This is a genomic window from Bradyrhizobium ontarionense, assembly GCF_021088345.1.
GTDB classification, from domain to species: domain Bacteria; phylum Pseudomonadota; class Alphaproteobacteria; order Rhizobiales; family Xanthobacteraceae; genus Bradyrhizobium; species Bradyrhizobium ontarionense.
This window is the reverse complement of record NZ_CP088156.1, coordinates 7,800,626-7,825,024: the sequence shown is the minus strand read 5'-3', so window position 1 is coordinate 7,825,024 and position 24,399 is coordinate 7,800,626. Positions and strand designations below refer to the sequence as shown.

At 64.4% G+C, this 24,399-nt stretch carries 31 protein-coding genes; 6 read left to right on the top strand and 25 right to left on the bottom strand.

The genetic code is table 11. The annotated features are described in order from the left end of the window. Nucleotides 1-14: 14 nt before the first annotated feature. The 12 genes from LQG66_RS34285 to LQG66_RS34230 form a co-directional block, all read right to left on the bottom strand. Entirely contained in the window at nt 15-254 is a 240-nt protein-coding gene (locus LQG66_RS34285) for a nitrogen fixation protein NifZ (RefSeq protein ID WP_231320212.1), read from the bottom strand. Beyond that, complete coding sequence (locus LQG66_RS34280; RefSeq protein ID WP_231320211.1) at nt 251-574, bottom strand: nitrogen fixation protein NifZ; 324 nt, start codon at nt 572-574, stop codon at nt 251-253. Before LQG66_RS34280 ends, LQG66_RS34285 begins: the two co-directional genes overlap by 4 nt. Continuing rightward, nucleotides 571-1,344 (bottom strand): 4Fe4S-binding leucine-rich repeat protein, encoded by a 774-nt coding sequence (locus LQG66_RS34275; protein WP_231320210.1) that lies wholly within the window; start codon nt 1,342-1,344, stop codon nt 571-573. The genes LQG66_RS34280 and LQG66_RS34275 overlap by 4 nt, the downstream gene beginning before the upstream one ends. Beyond that, nucleotides 1,337-1,870 carry a hypothetical protein gene (locus LQG66_RS34270; RefSeq protein WP_231320209.1) on the bottom strand — a complete coding sequence of 178 codons (534 nt, stop codon included), beginning with the start codon at nt 1,868-1,870 and terminating at the stop codon, nt 1,337-1,339. The genes LQG66_RS34275 and LQG66_RS34270 overlap by 8 nt, the downstream gene beginning before the upstream one ends. Nucleotides 1,871-1,879: 9 nt before the next feature. Then, nucleotides 1,880-2,209, bottom strand: coding sequence for a HesB/IscA family protein (locus tag LQG66_RS34265; protein ID WP_231320208.1), 330 nt, complete (start codon nt 2,207-2,209; stop codon nt 1,880-1,882). Between the two features lie 11 nt (nt 2,210-2,220). After that, nucleotides 2,221-2,445: a YfhL family 4Fe-4S dicluster ferredoxin gene (locus tag LQG66_RS34260; RefSeq protein WP_015665417.1), complete on the bottom strand. Its 225-nt coding sequence runs from the start codon at nt 2,443-2,445 to the stop codon at nt 2,221-2,223. 54 nt (nt 2,446-2,499) lie between these two features. Then, complete coding sequence (gene nifB, locus LQG66_RS34255) at nt 2,500-4,062, bottom strand: nitrogenase cofactor biosynthesis protein NifB (protein WP_231320207.1); 1,563 nt, start codon at nt 4,060-4,062, stop codon at nt 2,500-2,502. 271 nt (nt 4,063-4,333) lie between these two features. Beyond that, nucleotides 4,334-5,200: an SIR2 family NAD-dependent protein deacylase gene (locus tag LQG66_RS34250; protein ID WP_231320206.1), complete on the bottom strand. Its 867-nt coding sequence runs from the start codon at nt 5,198-5,200 to the stop codon at nt 4,334-4,336. Continuing rightward, a complete protein-coding gene (gene nifT / locus LQG66_RS34245; RefSeq protein WP_012029022.1) occupies nt 5,200-5,421 on the bottom strand; it encodes a putative nitrogen fixation protein NifT in 222 nt (73 codons plus the stop codon). Before nifT ends, LQG66_RS34250 begins: the two co-directional genes overlap by 1 nt. Then, nucleotides 5,421-6,632, bottom strand: coding sequence for a cysteine desulfurase NifS (nifS, locus tag LQG66_RS34240; protein WP_231320205.1), 1,212 nt, complete (start codon nt 6,630-6,632; stop codon nt 5,421-5,423). Before nifS ends, nifT begins: the two co-directional genes overlap by 1 nt. 9 nt (nt 6,633-6,641) lie before the next feature. Then, on the bottom strand, nt 6,642-6,932 hold the full coding sequence (locus tag LQG66_RS34235) for a NifU family protein (protein ID WP_231320204.1): 291 nt from the start codon (nt 6,930-6,932) through the stop codon (nt 6,642-6,644). Between the two features lie 29 nt (nt 6,933-6,961). Further along, the gene (locus tag LQG66_RS34230; RefSeq protein ID WP_231328054.1) at nt 6,962-7,282 is read right to left on the bottom strand and encodes a HesB/IscA family protein; all 321 of its coding nucleotides are present in this window, start codon (nt 7,280-7,282) and stop codon (nt 6,962-6,964) included. 324 nt (nt 7,283-7,606) lie between these two features. On the opposite strand from LQG66_RS34230, the gene LQG66_RS34225 reads away from it, so the two are divergent. Then, nucleotides 7,607-8,215, top strand: a complete 609-nt coding sequence (locus tag LQG66_RS34225) for a hypothetical protein (RefSeq protein WP_231320203.1) — start codon at nt 7,607-7,609, stop codon at nt 8,213-8,215. A 96-nt stretch (nt 8,216-8,311) separates the two neighbouring features. Here the strand turns inward: LQG66_RS34225 and LQG66_RS34220 are convergent, their stop codons facing one another. After that, on the bottom strand, nt 8,312-8,731 hold the full coding sequence (locus tag LQG66_RS34220) for a Rieske (2Fe-2S) protein (RefSeq protein ID WP_231320202.1): 420 nt from the start codon (nt 8,729-8,731) through the stop codon (nt 8,312-8,314). Between the two features lie 198 nt (nt 8,732-8,929). Here LQG66_RS34220 and LQG66_RS34215 point away from each other — a divergent pair, with 198 nt between their 5' ends. From LQG66_RS34215 to LQG66_RS34205, 3 genes are all read left to right on the top strand, one after another. Continuing rightward, nucleotides 8,930-9,388, top strand: coding sequence for a hypothetical protein (locus tag LQG66_RS34215; protein WP_231320201.1), 459 nt, complete (start codon nt 8,930-8,932; stop codon nt 9,386-9,388). A 66-nt stretch (nt 9,389-9,454) separates the two neighbouring features. Then, entirely contained in the window at nt 9,455-10,306 is an 852-nt protein-coding gene (locus LQG66_RS34210) for a sulfurtransferase (RefSeq protein WP_231320200.1), read from the top strand. Between the two features lie 31 nt (nt 10,307-10,337). Beyond that, complete coding sequence (locus tag LQG66_RS34205; protein WP_015665406.1) at nt 10,338-10,655, top strand: hypothetical protein; 318 nt, start codon at nt 10,338-10,340, stop codon at nt 10,653-10,655. A 568-nt stretch (nt 10,656-11,223) separates the two neighbouring features. Here LQG66_RS34205 and LQG66_RS34200 read toward each other — a convergent pair. From LQG66_RS34200 to nifH, 11 genes are all read right to left on the bottom strand, one after another. Next, complete coding sequence (locus tag LQG66_RS34200) at nt 11,224-12,375, bottom strand: IS110 family RNA-guided transposase (RefSeq protein ID WP_231317924.1); 1,152 nt, start codon at nt 12,373-12,375, stop codon at nt 11,224-11,226. Nucleotides 12,376-12,461: 86 nt separating this feature from the next. After that, nucleotides 12,462-12,788 (bottom strand): heat shock protein HspQ, encoded by a 327-nt coding sequence (hspQ, locus tag LQG66_RS34195; protein ID WP_231320199.1) that lies wholly within the window; start codon nt 12,786-12,788, stop codon nt 12,462-12,464. Between the two features lie 20 nt (nt 12,789-12,808). Next, a complete protein-coding gene (fdxB, locus tag LQG66_RS34190; protein WP_231320198.1) occupies nt 12,809-13,096 on the bottom strand; it encodes a ferredoxin III, nif-specific in 288 nt (95 codons plus the stop codon). A gap of 22 nt (nt 13,097-13,118) precedes the next feature. Further along, nucleotides 13,119-13,319, bottom strand: coding sequence for a CCE_0567 family metalloprotein (locus LQG66_RS34185; RefSeq protein ID WP_231320197.1), 201 nt, complete (start codon nt 13,317-13,319; stop codon nt 13,119-13,121). Nucleotides 13,320-13,337: 18 nt separating this feature from the next. Continuing rightward, a complete protein-coding gene (locus tag LQG66_RS34180; protein WP_231320196.1) occupies nt 13,338-13,808 on the bottom strand; it encodes a NifX-associated nitrogen fixation protein in 471 nt (156 codons plus the stop codon). Between the two features lie 10 nt (nt 13,809-13,818). Then, nucleotides 13,819-14,214 (bottom strand): nitrogen fixation protein NifX, encoded by a 396-nt coding sequence (gene nifX, locus LQG66_RS34175; protein WP_231320195.1) that lies wholly within the window; start codon nt 14,212-14,214, stop codon nt 13,819-13,821. 25 nt (nt 14,215-14,239) lie between these two features. Continuing rightward, entirely contained in the window at nt 14,240-15,637 is a 1,398-nt protein-coding gene (gene nifN, locus LQG66_RS34170; RefSeq protein WP_231320194.1) for a nitrogenase iron-molybdenum cofactor biosynthesis protein NifN, read from the bottom strand. Between the two features lie 9 nt (nt 15,638-15,646). Next, entirely contained in the window at nt 15,647-17,320 is a 1,674-nt protein-coding gene (gene nifE, locus LQG66_RS34165) for a nitrogenase iron-molybdenum cofactor biosynthesis protein NifE (RefSeq protein WP_231320193.1), read from the bottom strand. A 127-nt stretch (nt 17,321-17,447) separates the two neighbouring features. Then, nucleotides 17,448-19,007 carry a nitrogenase molybdenum-iron protein subunit beta gene (nifK, locus tag LQG66_RS34160; protein WP_231320192.1) on the bottom strand — a complete coding sequence of 520 codons (1,560 nt, stop codon included), beginning with the start codon at nt 19,005-19,007 and terminating at the stop codon, nt 17,448-17,450. Between the two features lie 83 nt (nt 19,008-19,090). Then, on the bottom strand, nt 19,091-20,593 hold the full coding sequence (gene nifD / locus LQG66_RS34155) for a nitrogenase molybdenum-iron protein alpha chain (protein ID WP_231320191.1): 1,503 nt from the start codon (nt 20,591-20,593) through the stop codon (nt 19,091-19,093). Nucleotides 20,594-20,666: 73 nt separating this feature from the next. Further along, on the bottom strand, nt 20,667-21,554 hold the full coding sequence (gene nifH, locus LQG66_RS34150; RefSeq protein WP_231320190.1) for a nitrogenase iron protein: 888 nt from the start codon (nt 21,552-21,554) through the stop codon (nt 20,667-20,669). 446 nt (nt 21,555-22,000) lie between these two features. Here nifH and LQG66_RS34145 point away from each other — a divergent pair, with 446 nt between their 5' ends. Together LQG66_RS34145 and LQG66_RS34140 are read left to right on the top strand one after the other, a co-directional pair. Continuing rightward, nucleotides 22,001-22,426 (top strand): response regulator, encoded by a 426-nt coding sequence (locus LQG66_RS34145; RefSeq protein ID WP_231320189.1) that lies wholly within the window; start codon nt 22,001-22,003, stop codon nt 22,424-22,426. Nucleotides 22,427-22,439: 13 nt separating this feature from the next. Further along, nucleotides 22,440-22,901 (top strand): SufE family protein, encoded by a 462-nt coding sequence (locus LQG66_RS34140; RefSeq protein ID WP_231320188.1) that lies wholly within the window; start codon nt 22,440-22,442, stop codon nt 22,899-22,901. Between the two features lie 256 nt (nt 22,902-23,157). On the opposite strand, the gene LQG66_RS34135 is transcribed toward LQG66_RS34140, so the two are convergent. After that, nucleotides 23,158-24,399 (bottom strand): cysteine desulfurase, encoded by a 1,242-nt coding sequence (locus LQG66_RS34135; protein WP_231320187.1) that lies wholly within the window; start codon nt 24,397-24,399, stop codon nt 23,158-23,160.

Below are 24,399 nucleotides of genomic sequence, written 5' to 3'. Positions count from 1 at the left end.
CTGATCATCGCCCCTCAAACCGGGACGATCTCCTCTTCGAGACAACCCACGACGAGCTTCTCGCCGAACTCGACGAGATAGATCGGCATGTTTGCTTCCGTATGCGTGCCGACCTGAACGATCTCGCCCAGATCACCGACGCCGACCAGCTTGGCCTCGGCCGGTGCGTTGGGGAACGAGCCGTCATTGACGAGGTCGATCAGCGCCTTCACGCGCTGACCCCATTGATATCTAGGCAGGCGCGGCTCGATCATGATCTATATCCTCCCGGCAGCGGCAGCTCGTCCTCGGCCTCCCCGCGGGGAACGGTCGACTCGAGCTCCTTGCGTTTCATGCCGACGCGGTTTCCGCTTTCGAGAAACTCGACGCCGTAGATGTAGAATTGCTGCAGGAAGGTGCCGATCGAGACGACGTAGCCGATCTCGCCCTTCTTCGCGAGGATCTCGCCGATCTCCTTGCCCGCATAGGTGCCGTCATTGCGGATCGTGCGCTTCGCCTTGACCTTTTCGCCGAAGGTGAAATAGGGCGGCGCCGACAGCTCCACGACCTCGCTGTCACGAACGATGTTGCTCATGCAGGCTTCTCCATCGCAGCTCCGGAACGGTTCTCGAGCCGGCCACGCGCCATCTCCTGCACCAGCGGATCCTCGTCGCGCGCGAGCTCCGCGAGCTCGCTGAGCGGGATCCGGCTCGCAACTTCGTGGCGCACGCGCCAGTCAGCATCCCTGCGCATCGCCGTCAGCAGATCCGGCGCCAGACGCTCGGCGATCTCCAGCCGCACCCGTGCGTCGGGATCGCTGATCATGCCGAGCAGCCAGTCGCTCGGGATCCGCCGCGCGACCACGCGCCGAACCTCGGCTTCCGGGTCCCCCATCATGCGGCCGAGCACCGACGGCACGATGCGGCGCGCGACGACGAGGCGGACGTAATAGTCGTCGTCCATCATCATCGGCATCAAGTCTTCCGGGTCGAGCACGGTCGCGATGCGGATGCGGACCTCGCGATGCGGATCATGGCGCAGCCGCAGCACCAGCCGCTTCGGCAGCCGCCGCGCCGCATTCCAGCGCACCGTCTCCTCGGGATCATCGAGCAGCGGCGGCAGATAGAACGGACTGGCGTGCTTGGCCGCGATCGCGCGCACCTCGAAATGGGGATGCTTGACGTAGTCGTTGGCGAGCGCCGGATTCCAGTTGAAGAAGCGGTCGATGCGCCGGGCGTAGCGGTCGTGCACGCAGGCGTGCCGGAGCCGGCAGCGGCCGGATGCGTTCAGCTCTTGGTGCGCACAACCCGCACAGCTGATCTCGTTGCCCTGCCAGTCGATGGCCTCGTCGATGTCGTCATTCATCGTCGAGCTCCACCCGGTCGACCACCTCGAGCAGAACCCGCGCCCCGATCTTGTCGCTCGGGTCGAGCTCGAGCAGCTTCTGCACCGCGAGCCGCCCCTCCACGAGATTGCCGAGGCGCATCTGCAAATAGGCGTAGCCCTTGAGCGTGAACATGAAAAAGCGCGGCAGCATGTTGTCGTAGCTGCCGAACTCGGCATGGCCGGCGCGCACGTCGCGCCAATGCGGCGGCAGGCGATTTTCGACCGCAGCCTTGGTCAGGCACCGCTTGGCAATGCGAAGCGCGTCCGTCAGCCGTCCCTTGTAGAAGTAGAAGCGGTAGAACCCGATCAGGACCGCCGCATGATCGGGCGCCAGCGCCTCGGCTTGCTTCAGATGCGCCTCGGCGACCTCATCGAGATGATAGCTCTGGCCCGCCTGCCACAGATGATGCTCGGCCTCCTCGGGCAGGCCGCCACCGAGCAGCGCGTCGGCAAGCAGCGCGTCCTCGATGGCAGTCTGGGAGCTGGGCCGGGCATCGGTGGGCATGGCGCTGTCCTAGTGCTCCAAGGCCTTCAGGGCGTGGGTCGAGCACGAGACCTGCTTCGGATCGTGGAATACGAGGCCGGTCTGGGTCGCGGTATCAGCGAAGTCGATGGTGACACCGTCGAGCAGCAGCCGGCTCTCGGCCGGCAGGAAAAGCTTGATGCCGTCGCGCTCGACCACCGCATCGCCGGGCCGCGGCGTGGCGAGCACGCTGATGTCGGCAGCGAGGCCGGAACAGCCGCCGGGAGAGACCGCGAGCCGGAAGCCCGAGCCTGCCGTCCCGTCGGACCGCAGCATCATGCGCATGAACTTCTGCGCAGCAGACGTGAGAGTGAAGTTCATCTCGATCTCCCTCAGGCCGGCGGCTGATAGCGCGGAAACGAATTGTCGATCACGCAGGTGTTGTCGACCGGGCAGACCGCCGCGCATTGCGGCTCGTCGAAATGACCGAGGCATTCGGTGCACTTCTTGGGGTCGATCACGAAGGTGCCGTTCTTCTCGGAGATCGCCACGTTCGGACATTCGGGCTCGCAGGCCGAGCAGCTCGTGCACTGCGAGGCAATGATCTTCAAAGTCATCAAATGCTCCTGTCAAAGGGTCCGGCGACGCCGTCGCGCCGCCGGAATTGGATGTCACGCCGCCGAGGTCAGAGCGCCCTGGCGGATTTCGGCGTCGCCGCGCACGACGTGCTGCATCTCGCCGCTGTTGACCTTGTCGAGATAGCTCTTGAACCAGGCGATCGCCGACTTCTCGATGAACTCATGGGCGAACTGGTCGACCGGCTCGATGCCTGCGGCCTGCAGGTCGCTCTTCGGACAGCCGCCGATCTTGGCCACGAACACCGCATGGCAGTCGTTGATGGCGCGGATGACGGTCTCCAGGCTGTCCTCGTCGCCATAGCCGCCCTGGCAGTACAGGTCGACGCGGCGGTGACCGACGAACTTCGCACCGGCCGTGGAAAGCTCGTAGACCTGGAACTCCTTGGCGTGGCCGAAATGCTCATTGATCAGGCCCGAGCCCTTGGTCGCGACCGCGACCAGCAGCTTGATGTCGCTGGACTGGCCGGCGAGCGAGGCGAGCTCCTCCTGCCGGGCGACGACCTTGGCCACGCGCTCGCTCTCGACCGCCTCCTGATAGGCCTTGCGGCTGTCGATGTCGTAGTTCACTTCCATCGCCATGATCTTGTCGGTGGTGAACTCGGCGGAGCGGTCCTCGCCGAGCAGGCCCACGGCATCGGCGCGGCACTGGCGGCAATGCCGCATCATGTTCATCTCGCCTTCGCACTCGTCCTGCAGGGCCTTCAGCTCCTGCGCGGTCGGGCCGCGCTGTCCGGTCAGGCCGAACACGGTGCCATGCTCCGGCGAGGAGATCAGCGGCATGATGTTGTGCAGGAAGGCGCCGCGCGACTTCACCGCCTTGTTGACTTCGACGAGGTGCTTGTCGTTGACGCCGGGGATCATCACCGAGTTGACCTTGCAGAGGATGCCGCGCTCGGTCAGCATCTCCAGGCCCTGCAGCTGGCGGTCGGTGAGCAGCTTGGCGGCTTCGACGCCGGTGTAGCGCTTGTGCTTCCAGAACACCCACGGATAGATCTTGGCGCCGACCTCGGGGTCGACCATGTTGATCGTGATCGTGACGTGGTCGACGTTGAAGCCGGCGATGGTGTCGACATGGTCGGGCAGCGCAAGGCCGTTGGTCGACAGGCAGAGCTTGATGTCGGGCGCGGTCCGGGCGATCAGCTCGAAGGTCTTGAACGTCTTCTCGGGGTTGGCGAGCGGGTCGCCGGGGCCGGCAATGCCGAGCACGGTCATCTGCGGAATGGTCGAAGCGACGGCGAGCACCTTCTTGGCGGCCTGCTCCGGCGAGAGCTTCTCGCTGACCACGCCCGGACGCGACTCGTTGGCGCAGTCATATTTGCGGTTGCAGTAGTTGCACTGGATGTTACAGGCGGGCGCCACGGCGACGTGCATGCGCGCATAGTGATGATGCGCCTCTTCGCTGTAGCAGGGATGGTTCTTCACCTTTTCCCAGATATCCGGCGGCAGGTCGTTCTCGCCGGCGCCCGAGCCGCAGCTCGCCTTGCCGCTGCTGCCCGATGTGCCGCAGCCCTTGTGTTCTGCGATGGTCTGCATCACCGAGCTCAGCTTGTCGCCGTCCGGTATCGTCGCCTGTTCGTGCTGCACTGACGCGTCCATGTCCGCTCCTTAACGTTGCTGGCGAGCCGCAAACCGCCTTGACGATGGTTCAGCAACTCGCGTGCCACGCCGCGGACACGATCATTTCGTCGGACTATCAACGTGTTAGCAGAACGAATACGCCTGTCGCCTTGCCAACATGCGAGAGGCTCGCGTTCGTCCCGATGTTAGAAACGTTACAGACAAGGCTCGGCGCGCGACGAGGGCGGATCGAACAACGAAACAGCGCGGCTTGCGCCGCGCTGCTCGATGATCCGACAGACAGTTTCGCTCAGCCGGCGATGATGATCTCGGTCGCCCGCGGCAGCGGAATCGCGATCGGCGTCAGCCGCTCGGCGATGAAGAACTTGAGCTCGTTCTTCGACAGCGAGTCCGGCTCGACCAGCACATAATGCTCCGTACCCGAGCGCTTGATGACCTGGCGGCCATAGGTGCGCAGCAGCTGGTCGTTGAAGCGGCAGCCGATGAACAGGAAGCTGCGGTCGGTGCGGCGATCCTTCACGGTGTCGGGAATCGGCGTCTGGATGTCGATGTCGGTCAGGACTTCGACATAGTCGGCGTCGGTGATCAGGAAGTTCTTGGCCGGCGTAGTGCCGCCGTGGGGCTTGTAGAGCAGCGTCGCCCAGCCGCCCGCCGTTTCGCGATTGGCCTCGGCGCCGCCAGCGTCGTAGAAGCGATACCAGCGGTCCTCGCCAATGCCGGCGCGGGTGATGCCCTGCACCTCGCCCCAGTCGCTGCGCCCGGCCAGCGCCGTCCGCATCGCGCCGTCATACCAGCTGTCGACGATCATCGGCAGCGGCAGCGACGCGAGGTGCTGCTGCAGCGGCGTCGGCGCGACGGGTGCTGCGAACGCCTCCGCCATCAGCGCCGTCACCGTCGAGCGGTGACGCGTGCTTTCGATGTGCTGGGCCGCAGCCCAAGCGTTGCCCTTGGCGCGGCGGGGGAGTGCCACCTTTGTGCCGAAGAAGGCAGCCAGCGCCTCGGGGTTCATCGGCACTGCGGCGCCGGACTGCTCCGAGACCGCCGGTCCGAGATAGGGGATCACCGTGCCGGCCCCGAGCCTGGCGACGACATCCTTGAGCAGCGCCTCGGCGTCGGCCTGCCTGATGATATCGATGTGCGGAAGCGGCGCATTCATTACTCGTCCCCTTCTCCACCGCGCTTGCGCGCATTGATCGTGATCGGCAGCCGCGTGTCGGCCGCCATCTGCGGCAGCTCGAGCACCCAGCCGTTGGCGATGCGGATCCAGCCGCCCCATAGCGTCTCGTGCTCGGTCTCGACGATCGGCTCCTCCAGGTCCTTCTTCGGGACATAGATAGAGAGGCCGGTTTCCGGCGAGCGGCGGATCATGACTTTCATTACGTAAGCTCCGTGGATCGAATGGGGTCCGCCGATTGCGAGGGATGATGCTGCAGCCACGCCGGCGACGTCTCGCGCAGCCTGGCGACGATGTCGGGCAGCACTTGGAGCACGCGCATGATGTCGTCCTCCGTGGAGTCGCGCGACAGCGAGAAGCGGACGGCGCCGCGCAACAGATCCGGCGGCACGTTCATCGCCCGCAGCACGTGCGACGGCTCCATCGAGCCGGACGCGCAGGCTGAGCCGAGCGAGGCGGCGATGCCGGCCTGGTTCAGGCGCATCACGATCGGCTCGCCTTCGAGATGCTGGAAGGCGATGTTCAACGTGTTGGGCAGCCGGTGCTCGATATCGCCCAGCACGGCGCAATGGCCGACGCCCTCGATGATGCCCTGCTCCAGCCGGTCGCGCAGCGCGCGCACCCGGCCCTGCTCGTCGCCGAGGTATTGTCCAGCGAGCTCGGCCGCCTTGCCGAGTCCGATGATGGCGGGAACGTTCTCGGTGCCGCCGCGGCGGCGGCGCTCCTGCGGGCCACCGCGCACCAGCGGCGCGAACGGCGTGCCCTTCTTGAGGTACAGCGCACCGACGCCCTTGGGGCCATGCAGCTTGTGACCCGACAGCGACAGCATGTCGACATCGGCGGATTTCAGATTGATCGCGATCTTGCCGACGGCCTGCACGGCATCGGTATGGAATAGCGCACCGGCGTCATGCGCGAGCTTCGCCAGCTCCGGAATCGGAAACAGCGTGCCGGTCTCGTTGTTGGCCCACATCACCGAGGCGATCGCGGTGCGCGGCCCGAGCGCACGCATGTAGGCGTCGAGATCGAGGCAACCGGCCGCATCGACGCCGATCAGATGCACCTTGATGCCGCGCTTATCGCTGAGATATTCGACCAGCGACAGGATCGCGGGATGCTCCACCGCCGTCGTGACGATCTCGTCGCGTGCGTCCTGCGTCTCCAGCGCCGACAGGATCGCGCTGTTGTCGGATTCCGTCCCACCGGAGGTGAAGACGATCTCATGATCGAAGACGGCGCCCAACAGAGCCTGCAGGCTCCTGCGCGCCTGCCTCACGGCACCGGCCACCTCGCTGCCGAAGGCATGCGAGGACGAGGCATTGCCGAACTGGTCCGAGAAGAACGGCAACATTGCCGCGACGACTGCGGGATCCGCACGGGTCGTCGCGTTGTTGTCGAGATAGACCGGACGCAAGACCGCTCCTTAATGCCGCGCCTTGGGTGCGCCGGCCACCGGAACGAGGCGAACGAACTCGCCGAGCTTCTCGATCATGCGGGCCTGGATGCCCTCCAAGGTCGCGCTGGCAAGCTTGCAGAAGATGCAGGCACCTGCGAGCTTGACCATGACCTTGTTGCCGTCGATCTCGACGAGCTCGCAATCGCCGCCGTCACGCTTGAGGTTCGGACGGATCTCCTCGATCACGGCCCGGATGATCCGTTCGCGCTCGCTCATCTGGGCCGGCGCTTCGACGATACCCTGGGATTCGACCAGCATGATTTCAGTTCTCTCGAATGTTTAAGGGATCAAGCAAACGACTTGCCGCAGCCGCAGCTGGACTTGGCATTCGGGTTCTCGAAGGTGAAGCCGGAGCCCTCCAGCGCGACGACGAAATCAATCGTCGTACCCTCGAGATATTCGAGACTCTTGTGATCGACGAGCACGCGCACACCCTCGCGCTCGATCACGGTGTCCTCCGCCTCGCTGCCGCTGACGAGACCCATGTTGTATTTGAGCCCGGCGCAGCCGCCGGCCTCGACCATGATCCGCAAGCCATCGACCGGCTTGTCGGAGGTCGTGATCGCGTTGCGAACCGCATTGATTGCGCTGTCGGTCAGGTTGATCATCATCGCTTCGCCTTTCCCATTCGGCTGTTGCGAACAGGATTGGCAAGTCCCGTGCCACGCAGCAATTGGCTGAAAGCGCTCGACTTTTTGCTTTGCCGCTGTGGCGTTTCCGACGTGTGTCGGATTTCCGACACGGGCGGTTTACGCCGCGTCGCTGGTGTGTCGGCAGGATGTCAGGGCGCAAACCCGACAATGCACCTGCGCGACGGGCACAATCACCAACCAAATCAAGGCGAGAAACGCAGCGGCAGACAATTTGCATCACGTCGCCATGACCGCGCCGTGCGGCGAGACGGCTCATGACGACATGCGAGGGGATTGCTGATGACGACATTGGAGAAGACGGTTGCGATCGAGACCACCGCGCTCGCGCAGCTCGACAAGGACGGACGGCTGCTCAACGCTGTCCTGAAGGCGCCCACCACCAAGCCCGGACGGTTCGGCTTCCGCGGCGACATCGCGCTGAAGTTCCAGACCCAGGTCGCCGATGAGAAGCGTCCGCCGGACTTCTCGATCGAGCAGGTGCTGACGATCGTCAACGACGGCGAGGCGACCATTCCGGTGCTCGTCGGCTACATCCACTCGCTGGCCTATCTTGAGACCGCGGTCGAGGTGCTCAAGACCCTGCTGCAGCCAAACGGCAAGTACTTCATGTTCTGCAACAACATCGACCTCTTGGCGAAGTACCGCATCAAGATGGGCGACGTGACGTTCTATGTCCTGCCCTGCGACGAATCGACGGTCTGGAAGGAGATGCTGGACCTGTTGTCGATCGACAAGAACGACATCAAGAAGCTCGATACCGCGGGCAAGCTCGACTACGTGCTGGATGCCGCCAAGGAGTTCAGCGAATCCTACGAGCTCATTCCCTATGCGGATGCACTGGCCAAGATGGAGCCGGTCAAGAACCGCAACGAGAACCGTCCGGTCTGACATCGTCCCGCTCGATCATCGCTTTTCGAAGCTGATTCTGAAAAACAAGGTGAAGTCCCAGCATCCGTCGCGGGGACTTCACTTCAGCTCACAGCCTCAACCTTCCTCACACTGCAGACCGGTTTCGTCCTCATCTTCTTCGTCCTCGACCAGCGTCACCCCGGACACGCAAATGTCGTCGTCCAGAACGGTGAGCGCGACCGGCGTCAGGCTCTCGCCCTTGCACGGACCGTCGACGCACAGCCCGGTGCCGATCTCGAACAGCGAGCCGTGCTTGCCGCAGAGGATGCGCAGGCCGTTGCCATCCAGGAACTGATTGCGCTCCCAGTCGAGATTGACCTTGTCGTGCGGACACATGTTCAGATAGCCGAATACCTGCTTGCCCCAGCGGATGACGACGATCGGCCACGGACGGTGGCTGCCGTCCTCGGCCACGATCATGAGCTCGAAGCCCATCGCACGGCGGCTTGGGATGTCGTTGAAGCTGCAGATGGCGTAGGCGACGTCGGTCGTCATGTCGGGCCTCATCGATGTCTGGCGCATGTCCGACATTGCCGCTTTCAGCACATCGAAAGCGACGGTCGGCTCGCTGAGGAGACACGTTGCAAGATTCGCGCAACTCCGCCGCCCCAGCGAACTTTCTTCGCTTCTGCGAGAGACTGGCACAGAACTTGAAATTTTCTCCAGCAAACGCGCCTTTGTAAGGAGATCGACATGAACGTGACACTGGACTTCGTCGAAAGCTCGCTCGACGACATCAAGGCGGCCTTGGACGGCGGCACGCTGACGGTCTACTCGGTGGCGCGCCCGACCACCGCGGACAAGCCGGTCGACCGCAGCGGCGTGCTCGCGACCTTCACCTTCGCCTCGCCCGCCTTCGGTCCGGCCACGGATGGCCTGGAGCAGCCGAACTTCGTTGCAGCCTCCGTGCCGGCGGCCACCGTCGGCACGCCCGGCTTCGCGCGCGCCCGCAAGGCCGACGGCACCACGGTCGCCGATTTCTCCGCCGGCCCGGGCGAACGCGAGATCAAGTTCACCGAAGTGTCGTGCTCGCCCGGCGCGCCGGTGACCGTCGCGACGTTCAAGATCATTCCCGACGGCGGCTGGCCGGAGCGTCCGGAATATTACGACACCCGTCCGCGCCCGGGCTACCCGATGCCGAAGACGCTCTGACGGGCGACAGCCGTCAGTCATCGGATCGCCCTTCCCGTTGGCTTCACAACAATCGCGAGCGCATGCATGAGCACAGACTTCTCTGACGCCCTGGTCAGCTCCGACTGGCTGGCGCAGCACCTCACCGATCCTGATATCAAGATCCTCGACTGCACCTGGCATCATCCGAGCACCAACCTCGATGGCCGCACCCAATATCGCGGCCGGCATCTGCCGGGCTCGGTGCATTTCGACATCGACCAGGTCGCCGACAAATCGACCCCGCTGCCACACATGCTGCCGACTGCGGAGGAATTTGCCCACAAGGTCGGACTGCTCGGTATCGGCAATTCCGACCGCGTCATCGTCTATGACCGCCACTATGGCGGCTCGGCCGCCGGCAGGGTGTGGTGGACGTTCCGCGTGTTCGGGCATGACAATGTCGCCCTGCTCGATGGCGGCTTCGGCAAGTGGACCAAGGAGAAGCTCCCGGCCGAGATGACGCCGGTGCGCCCGGCGCCGGCGAGCTTCACCGCGAGCTTTACACCCGGCTTGATCGCGACCTCGGCCGACGTGCAGAGCCTGCTGCAGAGTGGCGGCCAGCTGATCGACGCGCGTGGCCCAGGCAAGTTCGACGGCACGCAGGCAGACGTGTTCACCTTCAAGCGCCAGGGCCACATCCCCGGCGCGATCAACCTGCCCTGGGCCGATCTGGTCGATCCCGACACCGGCGTGCTCCTGGCGCCCGACGCGCTCGCCGCACGCTTCACGGCGGCAGGCATCGACCTCAGCAAGCCGATCGTCACCACCTGCGCCTCGGGCATCACCTCATGCATGCTGGCACTGGCGCTGTATCGGCTCGGCGTTCCCAATGCCGCCGTCTATGACGGCTCCTGGGCGGAATGGAGCCAGCTCGACGATACGGCGGCGGCGGCGTGATTTGCGCAAAACGAATGACGGGAGCACGAGCATGGCAAAGACCCTGGTCAAGACCACGCAGGACGGTCGCAAGGTCGAGGTGATTGGTCTCGCAATCTGCCTCGACGGCGAGCTCGAAGCGTTCGAGCTGGTCGAGGTCAAGCTGCATCCAAACCGTCGCAAGATCTGGGAGGCTGCACCCGATGCAACCCACATGGCCGGCCGCATCACCCTGACCAAGGACGAGGCCGCGATTGTCGAGGGCGCCTTTGCCGCAGCCCAGGCCGATATCCTCGCCAATCCCGCCGCGATCAACGAACGCTTCCGGATTGCAGCGATGTGGAAGGCCAGGGAACAGGGGATCGAGTAGGCATTGATTCGTAGGGTGGGCAAAGCCGGCGGGCGACGCGAAGCGGCGTCCGATGGCGTGCCCACCGTTCCCATCCGACGCGTCGAAAGATGGTGGGCACGGCGCGTTAGCTGAATCGGCGGGGAAAGACCGCCAAGGCGCCTTTGCCCACCCTCATATGGGGTCTTGTGAGTCAAGTCTCGTTCGATAGGTCGAGGTTGTTTTTTCGAGGATGCCGTTCGTTTCCTTAGAGGTGGTGTGTTCGGCGGAGCAAAGCCGACGTCCGCGCGCTCTCGATTTTGCGCCGTAGCGGACGGCGGCTTTGCGGGTGGGCAGGGCGACGTCTGGCGCCACGAACCTGCGGTCTCGGTCGAGGACTGGCTTGCGAAGATTCTGCAGCTGTCCGCTGCATCACCTCATATCCGGTCGGATGAAGTCATCCGGGCCCATGTTCCGCATGCTTGCGGCGAGAAGCCAAAGAGGATGAGACCCATCTACAAGACGGCTGGTGGTACGGCCCTAGGGTGGCACGGTCATCATCCATCCTCGCAAGACCGCGGCGAACCGCGGGCCTGATCGCGAAGTTCGTTTACGCCTTCATCAGGGCCTCCTCGGGCACGAGGCCGGTCTCGAGATAGCGCCACAGCGCCACGACGAGCTTGCGCGCCAGCGCCACGATCGCAATGCGCCTGACACGCTTGCCGGTGTTGAGCGTGCGGGTCTGGAACCAGCGGCTGAGCGCGCTGTCCGGCTGATGGCGGACCCAGAGCCAAGCCAGCTCGATCGTCTTCAGGCGGACGTGCGGATTGCCCGCCTTGCTGATGCCCTGCTCACGATCGATGCCGCCGCTCTTCCATGGGCTCGGTGTCAGGCCGCAATAGCTGGCGACCTCGCGCCGGTTGCGGAAGTCCTTGTAGAACAGCTCGCCCGCCAATGTCGTGGCGAAGGCCGGCCCGAGCCCCTTGAGCCGCTGCAGCTGCTCCCGCCGCTTGGCCATCGCCTCCGGAACGACAGCCGCCTGCGCGGCCTCCTGGCTCTGCTCCAGCGCCGCGAGCTGCTCGCGCACCAGCATCAGACGCGCGTGCTCGCGCTTGACCTCGGCCAGAACGTGGGGCGGCAGCGGCTCACCCTGCCAGTCGCGTTGCTGCTCCAGCCAGGTGAGCCAGTTGCGGCGGCGCGGCGCGCCGACCTCCAGGCCGGACAGCCGCAGCAGCGCCTTGATCCGGTTGGTGTGGGCCGTCTGCTCCGTGACCAGCCGGTCGCGCTCGCGGCTGACCCGCCGGGCGTCCTCCTGCTCCACCGTCGGCACCCGGACGATCCGGACCACCCGGGGCTCGCCGCGCAAATAGGCCATCAGCGTGCGCAGCAACAGCTCGCCGTCGATCCGATCCGTCTTTGCCCGCCGTGCGCGCTGCTCGACCGCGATGCTTGCCGGATCGAACACCAGATTGTCGATTCCGTTCGCGACCAGCAACCGGTGCAGCCAGAAGCCGTCATAGCCGGCCTCGTAGCAGCTCGCCACGCGCGGCTCCGATCCGAGCTTCTGCGCCGCCCGGGCCCGCGTCTTGGCGATCAACGCCAGCAACCCGACCTGATCGACTCCGTCGAGCTTGTGCCGCGACATCCGTCCCTGATCGGGACTGTGCAACGTGATCAGCCAGCTCTTCTGGCTGAGTTCAATTGCAACGAAAATCGTGCCAGTATCTCCGGCGGTGAGCGTGCCTTGGGTCGAAGCTTGCATCTGACTCTCCGAGGGTTCGAGTGTGGAAACCCAAACCTATCGGAAGGGCTCGCTCACCGCTCCCCCATGGAATCTACAGAATCCGATTACTGGAAAATCCGTCCGCGATACCGATAGCTGCCCTCGTCATCGACATCGAACAGCTCGCCGATATCGGGATGCTTGACCGGCTCTCCGGAGGCATCCGCCACCAGGTTCTGTTCGGGCACATAGGCGATGTAGCTGCTGTCGCCGCATTCGGCGAGCAGGTAGTAGAACGGCTGCTTCTTGTCGAGCCGGGCATCCATGGTGATGGCGCGCCAGCCCTCCTGTTCGGAGAACGACAGGTCGACGTCGAACACGACACCGCGCAGATCGTAGACGCGATGCCGGGTCACCTGGCCGATCGTGAATTTTGCATCCATTCGTACCATGGCAGCACGCTCCGGGGATCTCACGCCGCCGGCGAATGGGTCTGGCAGTTGGTCGGGCAGACGCGGGCGCAGGCACCGCAGCCGATGCAGGCACCGGTGTCGTGCATGACCATGATCTTCTTCTCGACCTCGTCATCCTCGTCGTCGTCGAGCTCGACGAACTCGCCCTCGTCGTTGATGCCCTTCAGGGTCATGACCTCGCGGCCACAGACCTTGTAGCAGCGGCCGCAGCCGATGCACTTGGCGGCATCGATGGCGACCAGATAATCCGGCCGCCAGTCGCGGCCGTCACGGGTTGCATTGGACATGATGACGGGTCCTCAGTTCGGCTCACGCAGTCTCGAGCTTCTTCAGATCGGCGCGCTTCTTTTCCAGCTCGGCAAACGCCTCATGGGCCTTCTGCGCGGTCGGGAGGATCTGGTCCCAATTGATGGGCAGTTCCTCCGACAGGTCGTGCAGATCCATCTTGGCCTGCATGGCGCGCGCCGACAGCTTCTTGATCTCGGCCTTCATCGTATCCAGGTCGCTCATCTCTTTGGTCCTCGCCGTTCAGTAATTCGCGACGTCCTTGAATTTCTCGATCATCTCGACGCCGGCGTTGACGAACTTGTCGCCCTCGTCCGCAAGCTTGCCAAGATTATCGAAACCGAAGCGGTGCACGTCGCGCAGCTGCTTGTTGACCACGATCAGCCGGCCGCCGATCAGCACCATGCGGCCGAAGCCTTCGTGGCTCATCTTCAGCATCGGCGAGATCATCACGCCGGTGGCCTTCTCGATCGACAGTGCGATCGCGTTGAAGAACAGCTCCAGCCGCCAGATCGTCTCCGGATCGGGATCGCCGATGATCGGCAGCGCCCGCCGCTTCTCCTTGTCCAGGATGTAGGGCTCGAGCAGATCGATATCCTTCTTGCCCTCCCAGGCGCCATGGGTGTCCTGGGCGCGCCAGACCTTGATGAGTTCCTTGACGAAGGGCCGCTGCTCGGCGGGCACCGTGTCGACTGCTACCGCGGTATCGGACATGTTGGTTTCCTCATTCCTCGAAATCGAGAACACGTTCCTGGCCCTTGGCCAGCGCCTTGCGCAGCCAGGGCGGCGGCGTGCCGGCCAGCACGGCCTGCAGCTTGCCGAGGAGATCGCTGATCTCCTCGGGCTGGTTGACCTTCATCGGATGGATGTTGTTGGCGACGACGCGCGCCGCGCCCGAGCCGCCGATTGCCGCGACATAGAGGATCGCGCAATCCTTGATCGCCTCGATCTTCGGCGCCAGCTTGTCCTCGTTGCCATCCTCCTTGAGATCGCCGTCGAACTCGACGGTCTCGACGAAGCGATGCCCCACGGTGTCGACATCGTAGATCGCGATGTTCTTGGCCCAGCCGAAATGGGCGTCGACGCGCTTCAGATCCTGGGTAGCAAATGCGACCTTCATGACATCGGTCCTCTCTCCTGAAACGTCAATGCAGTGGCGCCACGACGGCGGAGTCCGACGACTCCTGACGGGATTCGGCCCAGGGCTCGAGCCAGGTGTCAGGGGTCGGCTGATGGTTGTCCTCGCGATCGGCGATGATGAGATTGGCGAGCGCGAAGATCAGGTCGCGGGTGCCGCGATAGCCGACCGTCAGTAGGTGCCCTGCCCCGAGCCGGTCGAACATCGGAAAGCCGATCCGGTAGAACGGGATCTTCAGGCGCGATGCCGCCTGGCGGCCGTGCGAATGCGTCATCATGAGGTTGCAGCCGCGCGCCTTCGCGAGGGTCTCCAGGTCTTCGAGATCGCCGATCAGCACCTCCTCGCACCGCATGCGTTCGAGCACCGGCGACTGCGTCGTGGTCACGGCCACGGCGACGTGAGCGCCCATGTCGTGCAGCATGCTGGAGACGTCGAACAGCAGGTCCGGCTCGGCGCCGATCGCGAGCTTGCGGCCGCCGATGTGGAAATGCGCATCCAGCATGGCATCCGCGAGCTGACCGCGCTGGCGGCGATATTTCGCGGGCACAGGACGTCCCGAGATCTCGCTTAGAAAGGTCATGAATTCGTCGTTCGGCAATAGCCCGCAGAGGCGCTCGAACAGCCGGTACGGCACCCCCGTCTTGGCCTGCATCGCCTCCGCCGCGCGCTTCATCTGGGCGCCGATCGCGATCGTCCAGGCTGCGCTGCCCATGGTCGCGATCTCCTCGAGCCCGATGCCGCCGATCGTGGTCGGCGTGAACTCGTCGGGGATGTGACCGTCGAGCGAGCCGCCGATATCGGGCAGGAACGACGGCTCCAGGCCGAAATCCTCGAAGATGGTGCGCAGCTCCTCGATGTCGCCCGGCGTCAGGTGGCAGCCGGGCAACACGTTGACGCGCGCCGGATCGCGCCGGGTCGAGGTCGGCTTGTCGACCAGCACCTCGACCATCTTGGCGACGGTCTTATCCCAGCCGTCCTGGAACGCATCCTTGAAGTCGGGCGTCGAGACATAGACCAGCGGATAGGTCGCAAGCTCCGGATGCTTCTCGCGGATCAGCCTGATGTAGCCGTCGACGTCGTCGCCCTTGGTCTCGGTGACCCCGGTCGAGCAGATGCCGATGATCTCCGGCTTCTGCCTCTTATGGATGTTGAGGATCGCCTGCTCGACGTTCTCGTAGCCGCCGAGCACGGTGGCGACCTCGCTCATCGCCGTGGTCTGCATCGGCACCGCTTCCTTGAAGTGGCGCACGAACAGCGTCAGCCCGAACGAGGTGCAGCCCTGCGAGCCGTGCAGCAGCGGCATCGCTCCGCGCAGGCCGAGGAAGGCGAACGAGCCGCCGATCGGCTGGCTCATCTTGAGCGGATTGACCGCGCAGGCTTTCTTTCCGGTCGTGACCTTGGCCATGCGCGCCGCCTATTCCGCCGCCTGCAGCAGCTCGGCCGGCGCGCTCACGCGGGCCAGGATGTCCTCGACCCGGCCGGCGCAGGCGCCGCAGCCGCCGGAGGCGTTGGTGTGCTCGCGCACGCCGGTGACGTCACCTAAGCCGTGCGCCTTGATCGCATCCTCGATGGTGCCGAGATCGACCGACTTGCAGTGGCAGATCTTCTTGGCGCGGCGCGCCGCTTCCGCAGCGACCGGATCGGCGGCGAGGGCTGCTGCCTCCGCATTGGCCTGCGCGATCGCTCTCGCCTGCCAGTTGCTGTCGGCCTTCTCCCAGGGCGCCGGCTTGCGCAGCTGCGCCCACATCGGGTTGTAGATCGCCTTGTCGATCTCCTCGACCAGCTTCACCATGCCGATATAGCCCATGAAGGCGTGAGCGCGCTCCTGGTTGATGTCGAGCCAGGGCATCGCCGCCTTCAGCGCCACGAATTGCGACTTGCCGCCGGACAGCATGATGTCGGCCTTGGCGTCCTTGAGCATCTTGTACATTTCGCGCGGCGCCATATCGTCGATCATGTGGGCGTCCTGGCCCATCAGCTCCTTGATGCGCTCCTTGTCCTCCTTGGTGGACTTCTTGACCGACGTGCCGACCAGCTCCATGCCGGCCTCCTGCAGCGCCGCCACCACCGACCACGACTTCACGCCGCCGGTGATCAGCAGCACCTTCTTGCCCGTCAGCCGCTGCTTGAACGGCTCGATCGCGGCCCAGGCCTTGGCTTCCTCGCGCGCGATCACAGCCTCGGTCCGGTCGAGCAGATCGGCCGGCGCGCCGCGCTCGACCAGCAGCCGCGCGATCTCGCGCAACGAATCCGAGGAATCCTGGATGCCGTAGAACGAGCCCTCGAAGAACGGAATCCCGTAGCGCTCCTCCATCTTGCGGGCGACGTTGATCATCGCCTTGGAGCACACCATCATCGCCGCGCGGGCGCGGTGCGACGACGCTACGTCCTTGTAGCGGCCGTCGCCGGAGATGCAGGCGGAGATGCGGATGCCGAGCTCGTCGAACAGCGGCTTCACCTGCCAGAGCTCGCCGGACAGGTTGTATTCGCCGATGATGTTGAGGTCGTAGGGCGTGGTGACCTCGGGCTCAACGGTACCGATGACATGGTCGAGCAGCGCCTCGCCGGCGAGCTTGTTGCCGAGGTTCTTCGGTCCGACGAAGCCGGGCGAATTGACGGGAATGCAGGGCTTGCCGAACTTGGCGGAGGCCGCCTTGCAGACCGCGTTGATGTCATCGCCGGTCATGGCGGGCACGCAGGTCTGGTAGACGAAGACCGCCGGCGGATCGTATTTCTCGATGATTTCCTTGATCGCCTTGTACAGGCGCTTTTCGCCGCCGAACACGACGTCGGTCTCGTTGATGTCGGTGGTGAACCCGGTGCGCCAGATCGAGGCGCCCGAGGAGGCCGCGCCACGATTGTCCCAGGAGTTGCCCTCGCAGGCGATCGGGCCGTGAACCAGGTGAGCGACGTCGGTCAGCGGCTGCAATGCGACCTTGGCGCCGTCGAAGGCGCAACCACCGGCCGCACCACCCGGCTGCAGCTGCTTGGTGCAGCCCTTCTTGCGCTCGGCCTCGGACTTGTTGGCGTTCTTGCCGCAACCCGGCTCGTTGAAGACGTTCTGGATCGTGGCCGAAAGCGAGCTCATTGGCTTCTCCTGTTGACGACCGATTGCGCGTCTTTCGAAAGACAAGGCTCAGGCACGACATGCCTCCCCGTGAGCCCTGCTCCCAACACCGAAACGCGGCGGCCCCGAAAGGCCGCCGCGCCGTCACTCAGCGGATGATGTCGAAGCTGTAGTCCGACTTGGCCGGCACGTTGGTGTTGCGGTCGATCTCGTCGAAGATCTTGTCGAGGATCGTGACCAGCACGTTCAGGCCGCCCTGATAGCCCCACACCGGATAGCGATGCTTGTGGTGGCGATCGAAGATCGGGAAGCCGATGCGGATCAGCGGCGTACCGGTGTCGCGCTCCAGATACTTGCCGTAGGTGTTGCCGATCAGGAAGTCGACCGGCTCGGTGAACAGCAGCGAGCGCATGTGCCAGAGATCCTTGCCGGGATACACGTGGCAGTTCTTGCCGAACGGCGAGCTGTCGAACACCGCCTGCACCTTCTCGGCCCAGTGCTTGTTGCCGTTGGTGGCGAGCACGTGGGTCGGCTCAGCGCCGAGCTCGAGCAGGAACGAGGCGAGGCCGAGGCAGAGGTCGGGATCGCCGTAGATCGCGAACTTCTTGCCGTGGATGTGGGCGCTGGAGTCCGCGATCGCGTCGACCAGACGGCCACGCTCGAGCGCAAGCTCTTCCGGGATCTCCTTGCCGGTGATGCGTGACAGCGCCATGACGAAGGCATCGGTGCCGGTGACGCCGACCGGATGGTTGAATGCGACCACTTCCTGGCCGTGGTTCTTGATCAGCGGCAGGGTCTTCTCGGTGCAATATTCCTGCATCGAGATGGTCGCCTTGGCGTGGACGGCGTTGGCAGCCTCCTCCAAGGTCGTGCCGCCATCATACATGCGGAACTCGCCGTCGGTCGGCGTGTCGAACACGTTCGAATTGTCGCCGAGGATCGTGTATTCGATCCCCATCGCCTCGAAGATGTGCTTGACCTCTCGGATGTTGCCGACGGTGTAGCCGTCGAAGCCGCCGATGAAGTTGATCTTCTCGTTAGGGACGCGCTCGAGCTTCGGCGCGGTGCCGGCCTTGCCGTCCCAGAAGTGCTCCAGGATGCCCTTCATCGCGTTGTCGTATCCGGTGACATGGCTGCCGACGAAAGCAGGCGTGTGGGCGAACGGGACGTCGTACTCAGCTGGCACGGAGCCTTTCTCCTTCGACGTCTTGATGAAGGCGTTGAGGTCGTCACCGATGACTTCCGCCATGCAGGTGGTCGAGACCGCAATCATCTTCGGCTTGTACATGTTGTAGGCGTTGGCGAGGCCGTCGATCATGTTGTTGAGGCCGCCGAACACGGCGGCGTCCTCGGTCATCGACGACGACACGCAGGAGCTCGGCTCCTTGAAGTGGCGCGACAGATGGCTGCGATAATAGGCGACGCAGCCCTGCGAGCCGTGCACGAACGGCAGGGTCTTCTCGAAGCCGACGGCCACGAACACCGCACCGAGCGGCTGGCAGGCCTTGGCCGGATTGACGGTCAGCGCCTCACGGGCGAAATTCTTCTCGCGATATTCGGGCGTCTTGGCCCATTCGCGGATGCGCTCGACTTCCGCGGGATCGCGCGGATTCTCGAACATCTTCTTCTTGTTCGCCAGCATCTGCTGGTATTCGGGACCACGGAAAAGCTCGAAGTGATCGAGCACATGTTCGGCAGACTGCGTCATGGGATAACCCTCTCAATTTTCCTGTGTCGATCAGGGAGCGCTGGCTCTCCGCCGAAGGAGAGCCAGGCCGTGGGTGGTGGTGATTACTCGGCCGCCTGCAGCAACGGCTTGGGCGCCTGCTTCCAGGGCGCCTTTGCCATCTTCCAGACCGGCGAGTTGATGGCCATGTCCATGTCGCGGGCGAAGATCGCGAACCCGTCATAGCCATGGTAGGGACCCGAGTAGTCCCAGGAGTGCATCTGGCGGAACGGCACACCCATCTTCTGGAACACGTACTTTTCCTTGATGCCCGAGCCGACCAGGTCCGGCTGGACCTTCTCGACGAACTTCTCGAACTCGTAGCCGGTCACGTCGTCATAGATCAGCGTGCCGTCCTTGACGTAGTGCTGGGCGGTGCGCTGATAGTCGTCGTTATGGCCGAACTCGTAGCCGGTGCCGACGACCTCCATGCCGAGGTCCTCGTAGGCGCCGATCACGTGGCGCGGACGCAGGCCGCCGACGAACAGCATCACGGTCTTGCCTTCCAGGCGCGGCCGGTACTTGGCGATCACGGCATCCATCAGGGGCTGGTACTTGGCGATGACGCGCTCGGCACCTTCCTTGATCTTGTCGTCGAAATAGCTGGCGATCTTGCGCAGCGATTCCGCGATCTTGCTCGGCCCGAAGAAGTTGTATTCGCACCACGGAATGTTGTACTTCTCTTCCATGTGACGCGATATGTAGTTCATCGATCGATAGCAGTGCAGCACGTTGAGCTTCGCCTTCGGCGTCGCCTCAAGCTCGGCCAGCGAGCCGTCGCCCGACCACTGGGCAATCACGCGCAGGCCCATCTCCTCGAGCAGGATGCGCGACGACCAGGCGTCGCCGCCGATGTTGTAGTCGCCGATGATCGCGACGTCGTAATCCGACGGCTCGAAGCGCGGCGCGGCGTCGGCCGGGATCTTGTCGAACACCCAATCCCGGATCGCGTCGTTGGCGATGTGGTGGCCGAGCGACTGCGAGACACCGCGGAAGCCCTCGCAACGCACCGGGACGATGGTCTTGCCGTCATACTCCTTCGACTTGACCTTGGAGACCGCCTCGATGTCGTCGCCGATCAGGCCGATCGGGCATTCCGACTGCACGGTGATGCCGTTGTTCAGCGGGAACAGTTCCTGGATCTCGTCCATGATCTTGGCGAGCTTCTTGTCGCCGCCGAACACGATGTCCTTCTCCTGAAAATCGGAGGTGAACTGCATCGTCACGAAGGTGTCGATGCCGGTCGTGCCGATGTAGTAGTTGCGGCGCGCCGCCCAGGAGTACTGGCCGCAGCCGACCGGGCCGTGGCTGATGTGGATCATGTCCTTGATCGGGCCCCACACCACGCCCTTGGAACCGGCATAGGCGCAACCGCGAATGGTCATGACGCCGGGGATCGACTTGATGTTCGACTTGACGCCGCAGTCCGACTTGCCGTTCTCATGCACGTTGAGGTGCTTGGCGCGGCGCTTGGCGGTCTTTTCCGGATAGACCTTCAAGACCTCGGCGATCAGTTCCTTGTTGCGTGCCTTGATCTCGGCAACGCTTTGTTTCTCGATGACGCTCATCTGGCTTTCCTCGATGATCGGTTGCGGAGGTCATCCGGCCCTTGAAGATGATGGGCCGGATGACCGGTGGCGGTTACGCCGTTGCGGCGAGGTCGGCGGCAGTCTTTCCGATCTGGCTCTCGTCGACGGCCTTCATGATGCCGTGCTCCATCAGCATGTCCTCGAGCTCGTCCATCGTGATCGGGGTCGGGATGATGCCCTTGCCGGCGTTGGCGTGGATCTTGGTCGCCAGCGAGCGGTAGTGGCCGGCCTGAACCGAGTCCGGCGCATATTCCAGCACGGTCATGCGGCGCAGCTCGGCGTGCTGCACGATGTTGTCGCGCGGCACGAAGTAGATCAGGTGCGTGCCGAGCTTCTTGGCCATGGCCTCGGCGAGCTCGAGCTCCTTGTCGGTCTGGCGTTCGTTGCAGACCAGGCCGCCCAGCCGCACGCCGCCGGAATTGGCATATTTCAGAATGCCCTTCGAGATGTTGTTGGCGGCATACATCGCCATCATCTCGCCGGACATCACGATGTAGATTTCCTGCGCCTTGTTCTCGCGGATCGGCATCGCGAAGCCGCCGCAGACCACGTCGCCGAGCACGTCGTAGGACACGTAATCGATGTCCTCATAGGCGCCGTTCTCTTCCAGGAAGTTGATCGAGGTGATGACGCCGCGGCCGGCGCAGCCGACGCCCGGCTCCGGACCGCCGGACTCGACGCACTTGATGTCGCGATAGCCGACCTTCATGACCTCTTCGATCTCGAGGTCCTCGACGCTGCCCGCGGCAGCGGCCAGGCTCAGGATGGTGTCCTGCGCCTTCGCGTGCAGGATCAGGCGGGTCGAATCCGCCTTGGGGTCGCAGCCGACGATCAGGATCCGATGACCCATCTCGGCCAGCGCGGCCAGGGTGTTTTGCGACGTCGTCGACTTGCCGATGCCGCCTTTGCCGTAGAATGCGATTTGTCGCAGCGATGCCATGATGCTCTCCATCAACCGATTGCCAATGCCCCGCATGCACCTTGCATGGCGAGACCGCGTCCTCTCTCCAGAACCGGCAGACGGGTTGTTGGGAAGGATTGCATCGCTCGTCCGAAGCGTCGGCGTGCACTCAGCCCTCAACCTTTGCCTGATCGGAAGTTTTGCAACGGCTGTGCCAGAGCTTTGGAATCGTTAAAAAGGCCATCTTTTGAAGGAGATGCGGACAACCTCGAAGCTAGACTACGCTTGTTGCAAACCCGACATCGGGGGTTTTCACCCGACGCACCCGCGCCGTGCTGTCCGAAACGACACACGGCGGCGCGGCTCGAAGCGGCGCTCCAGCGAAAAACGTTCGTAGCGCCAGCGCCGAGCCGCCTCGGAGCGCGGTACGGAGTTTGCTTGATCGAATCCAAGCCGTTTCCGAACGGGCCAGCAGGAGTACTTTGATGTCGAGCAAGGCGCGCATCTTTGTCATTGAAGCCGATCAGGTGATCCGCTCGGCGCTCGGCTACATTCTCAGCGAGCGTCATGAGACCTTCACCTTCGCAGAGACCGCGGACGCCCTGACCAAGGCCGCGCGGGCCACGCCCGACGCCGTGCTCGTCGGGATGAGCATCCTGGAGGACGACGGCGCCGAGACGGTCGGTATGCTCGCACGGAAGCTGCATCAGGCCGGCATCATCGTGGTCGCAGGATCGACCAAGTCACCACTCGCGCTGGCGGGACTGCGACAGGGCGCCGAGGCCATCATCGCCAAGCCGATCACCTTCGACGGCGTCACGCACGCGGTCGATTCGGTCCTGGCGCGGCGCGGTACGGAACCTGGCCTGGCGGCATCGCCGCGGCTGGCGCCCAGCGAGATCAGCAGATGACGAGGAGAGGATCATGTTGAAGATGACCCAGACCACGACAACAGGGACGCCCGACATCGAGGACATCGTCGAGAATTTCGCCCTGCTGGACGACTGGGACGATCGCTACCGCTACGTCATCGAGCTCGGCCGCGGCCTGTCGCCGCTGCCCGATGCGGACCGCCGCGACAGCAACAAGGTCCAGGGCTGCACCAGCCAGGTCTGGCTCGCCACCACCGTGCGGCGCAGTGCAGCAGCGCCGGCGCTCGATTTCATCGGCGACAGCGATGCGCACATCGTGCGCGGCCTGGTTGCCATCCTGCTCGCGATGGTCTCGGGCCGCACCGCCAGCGAGATCCTGGCCGCCGATCCGATCGCATTGTTCGAGAAGCTCGGCCTGCGCGAGCACCTCACCCCGCAGCGCTCCAACGGCTTCCGCTCGATGGTCGCCCGCATCAGGGCCGATGCTCAGGCCGCGTTGGCGGCGGCGGCGTAGTCTTGTTTGTCGATTTGATTAGACTCGCTTAGCACGGCGCACTCGGTGCACCCTCTCCCCTTGTGGGAGAGGGTGGCGGCCGAAGGCCGCCGGGTGAGGGGTTCTCTCGGCAAACACAGGCGATAGTTGTTCGCGGAAACATACCCCTCACCCGAGCGAGCTTGGGGCTGACAGCGGCGCTGCCCTCTCCCGCAAGGGGAGAGGGCACATGCATGCGCACCGCTTCTTCGTGATCTGCGCGTAGGAAACGCCGCCTCTAGGCAAAGAACTCCTGCGCCTTCCTCAGCGCGCGCACCAGGGCATCGACCTCTTCCCGCGTGTTGTACATCGCGAACGAGGCGCGGCAGGTCGCGGTGACGCCGAAGCGCTCCAGCAGCGGCATGGCGCAATGGGTGCCGGCGCGGACGGCGACGCCCGCGCGGTCGATGACGGTGGCGAAGTCATGGGCGTGGGCGCCCTGCATCTCGAACGAGACGATGGCGCCCTTGTCCGCGGCGTTGCCGATGATACGCAGCGAGTTGATCTCGCGCAGCTGCTCCGTCGCGTAGGCGACGAGATCATGCTCATGCGCCGCGATCCGCTGCTTGCCGATCGACGCGACGTAGTCGATTGCGGCCCCCAGCCCGGCGGCTTCGACGATCGGCGGCGTGCCGGCCTCGAAGCGATGCGGCGGGTCGCCATAGGTGACCCAGTCCCGCGACACCTCGCGGATCATCTCGCCGCCGCCGTTGAACGGCGGCATCGCCGCCAGCAGCTCGCGCTTGCCGTAGAGCGCGCCGATCCCGGTCGGGCCGTAGATCTTGTGGCCGGTGATGCAGTAGAAGTCGGCATCGAGGTCGCGGACGTCGACCTCCATGTGCACGGCGGCCTGCGAGCCGTCGATCAGCACGGGAATGCCGCGCGCATGCGCGATGCGGATGACCTCCTTGACCGGGACGACGGTGCCGAGCACGTTCGACATCTGCGTCATCGCCACCATCTTGGTGCGCGGCGAGAGCAGCTTCTCGAATTCGTCGAGCAGAAAGTTGCCGTCGTCGTCCACCGGAGCCCATTTGATCACCGCGCCCTGGCGCTCCCTGAGGAAATGCCAGGGGATGATGTTGGCGTGGTGCTCCATGATCGAAAGCACGATCTCGTCGCCCGGCCCGATGCGTTCGCGGCCGAAGGTCTGCGCCACCAGGTTCACGGCTTCGGTGGCGCCGCGGGTGAAGATGATCTGCTCGGGGCTTTCGGCATTGAGGAAGGTCGCCACCTTGGCGCGGGCGCCCTCATAGGCCTCGGTGGCGGCGTTGGCGAGATAATGCAGCCCGCGATGCACGTTGGCGTATTCGGACGTGTAGACCTGGTTCATCCGCTCCAGCACGGCCTGCGGCTTCTGCGCCGAGGCCGCGTTGTCGAGATAGACCAGCGGCTTGCCGTGCACCTGCATGCCGAGGATCGGAAAATCCGCACGGATGCGGCCGACGTCGTAGCCGCTTCCGTTCACCGCTGCATGCAT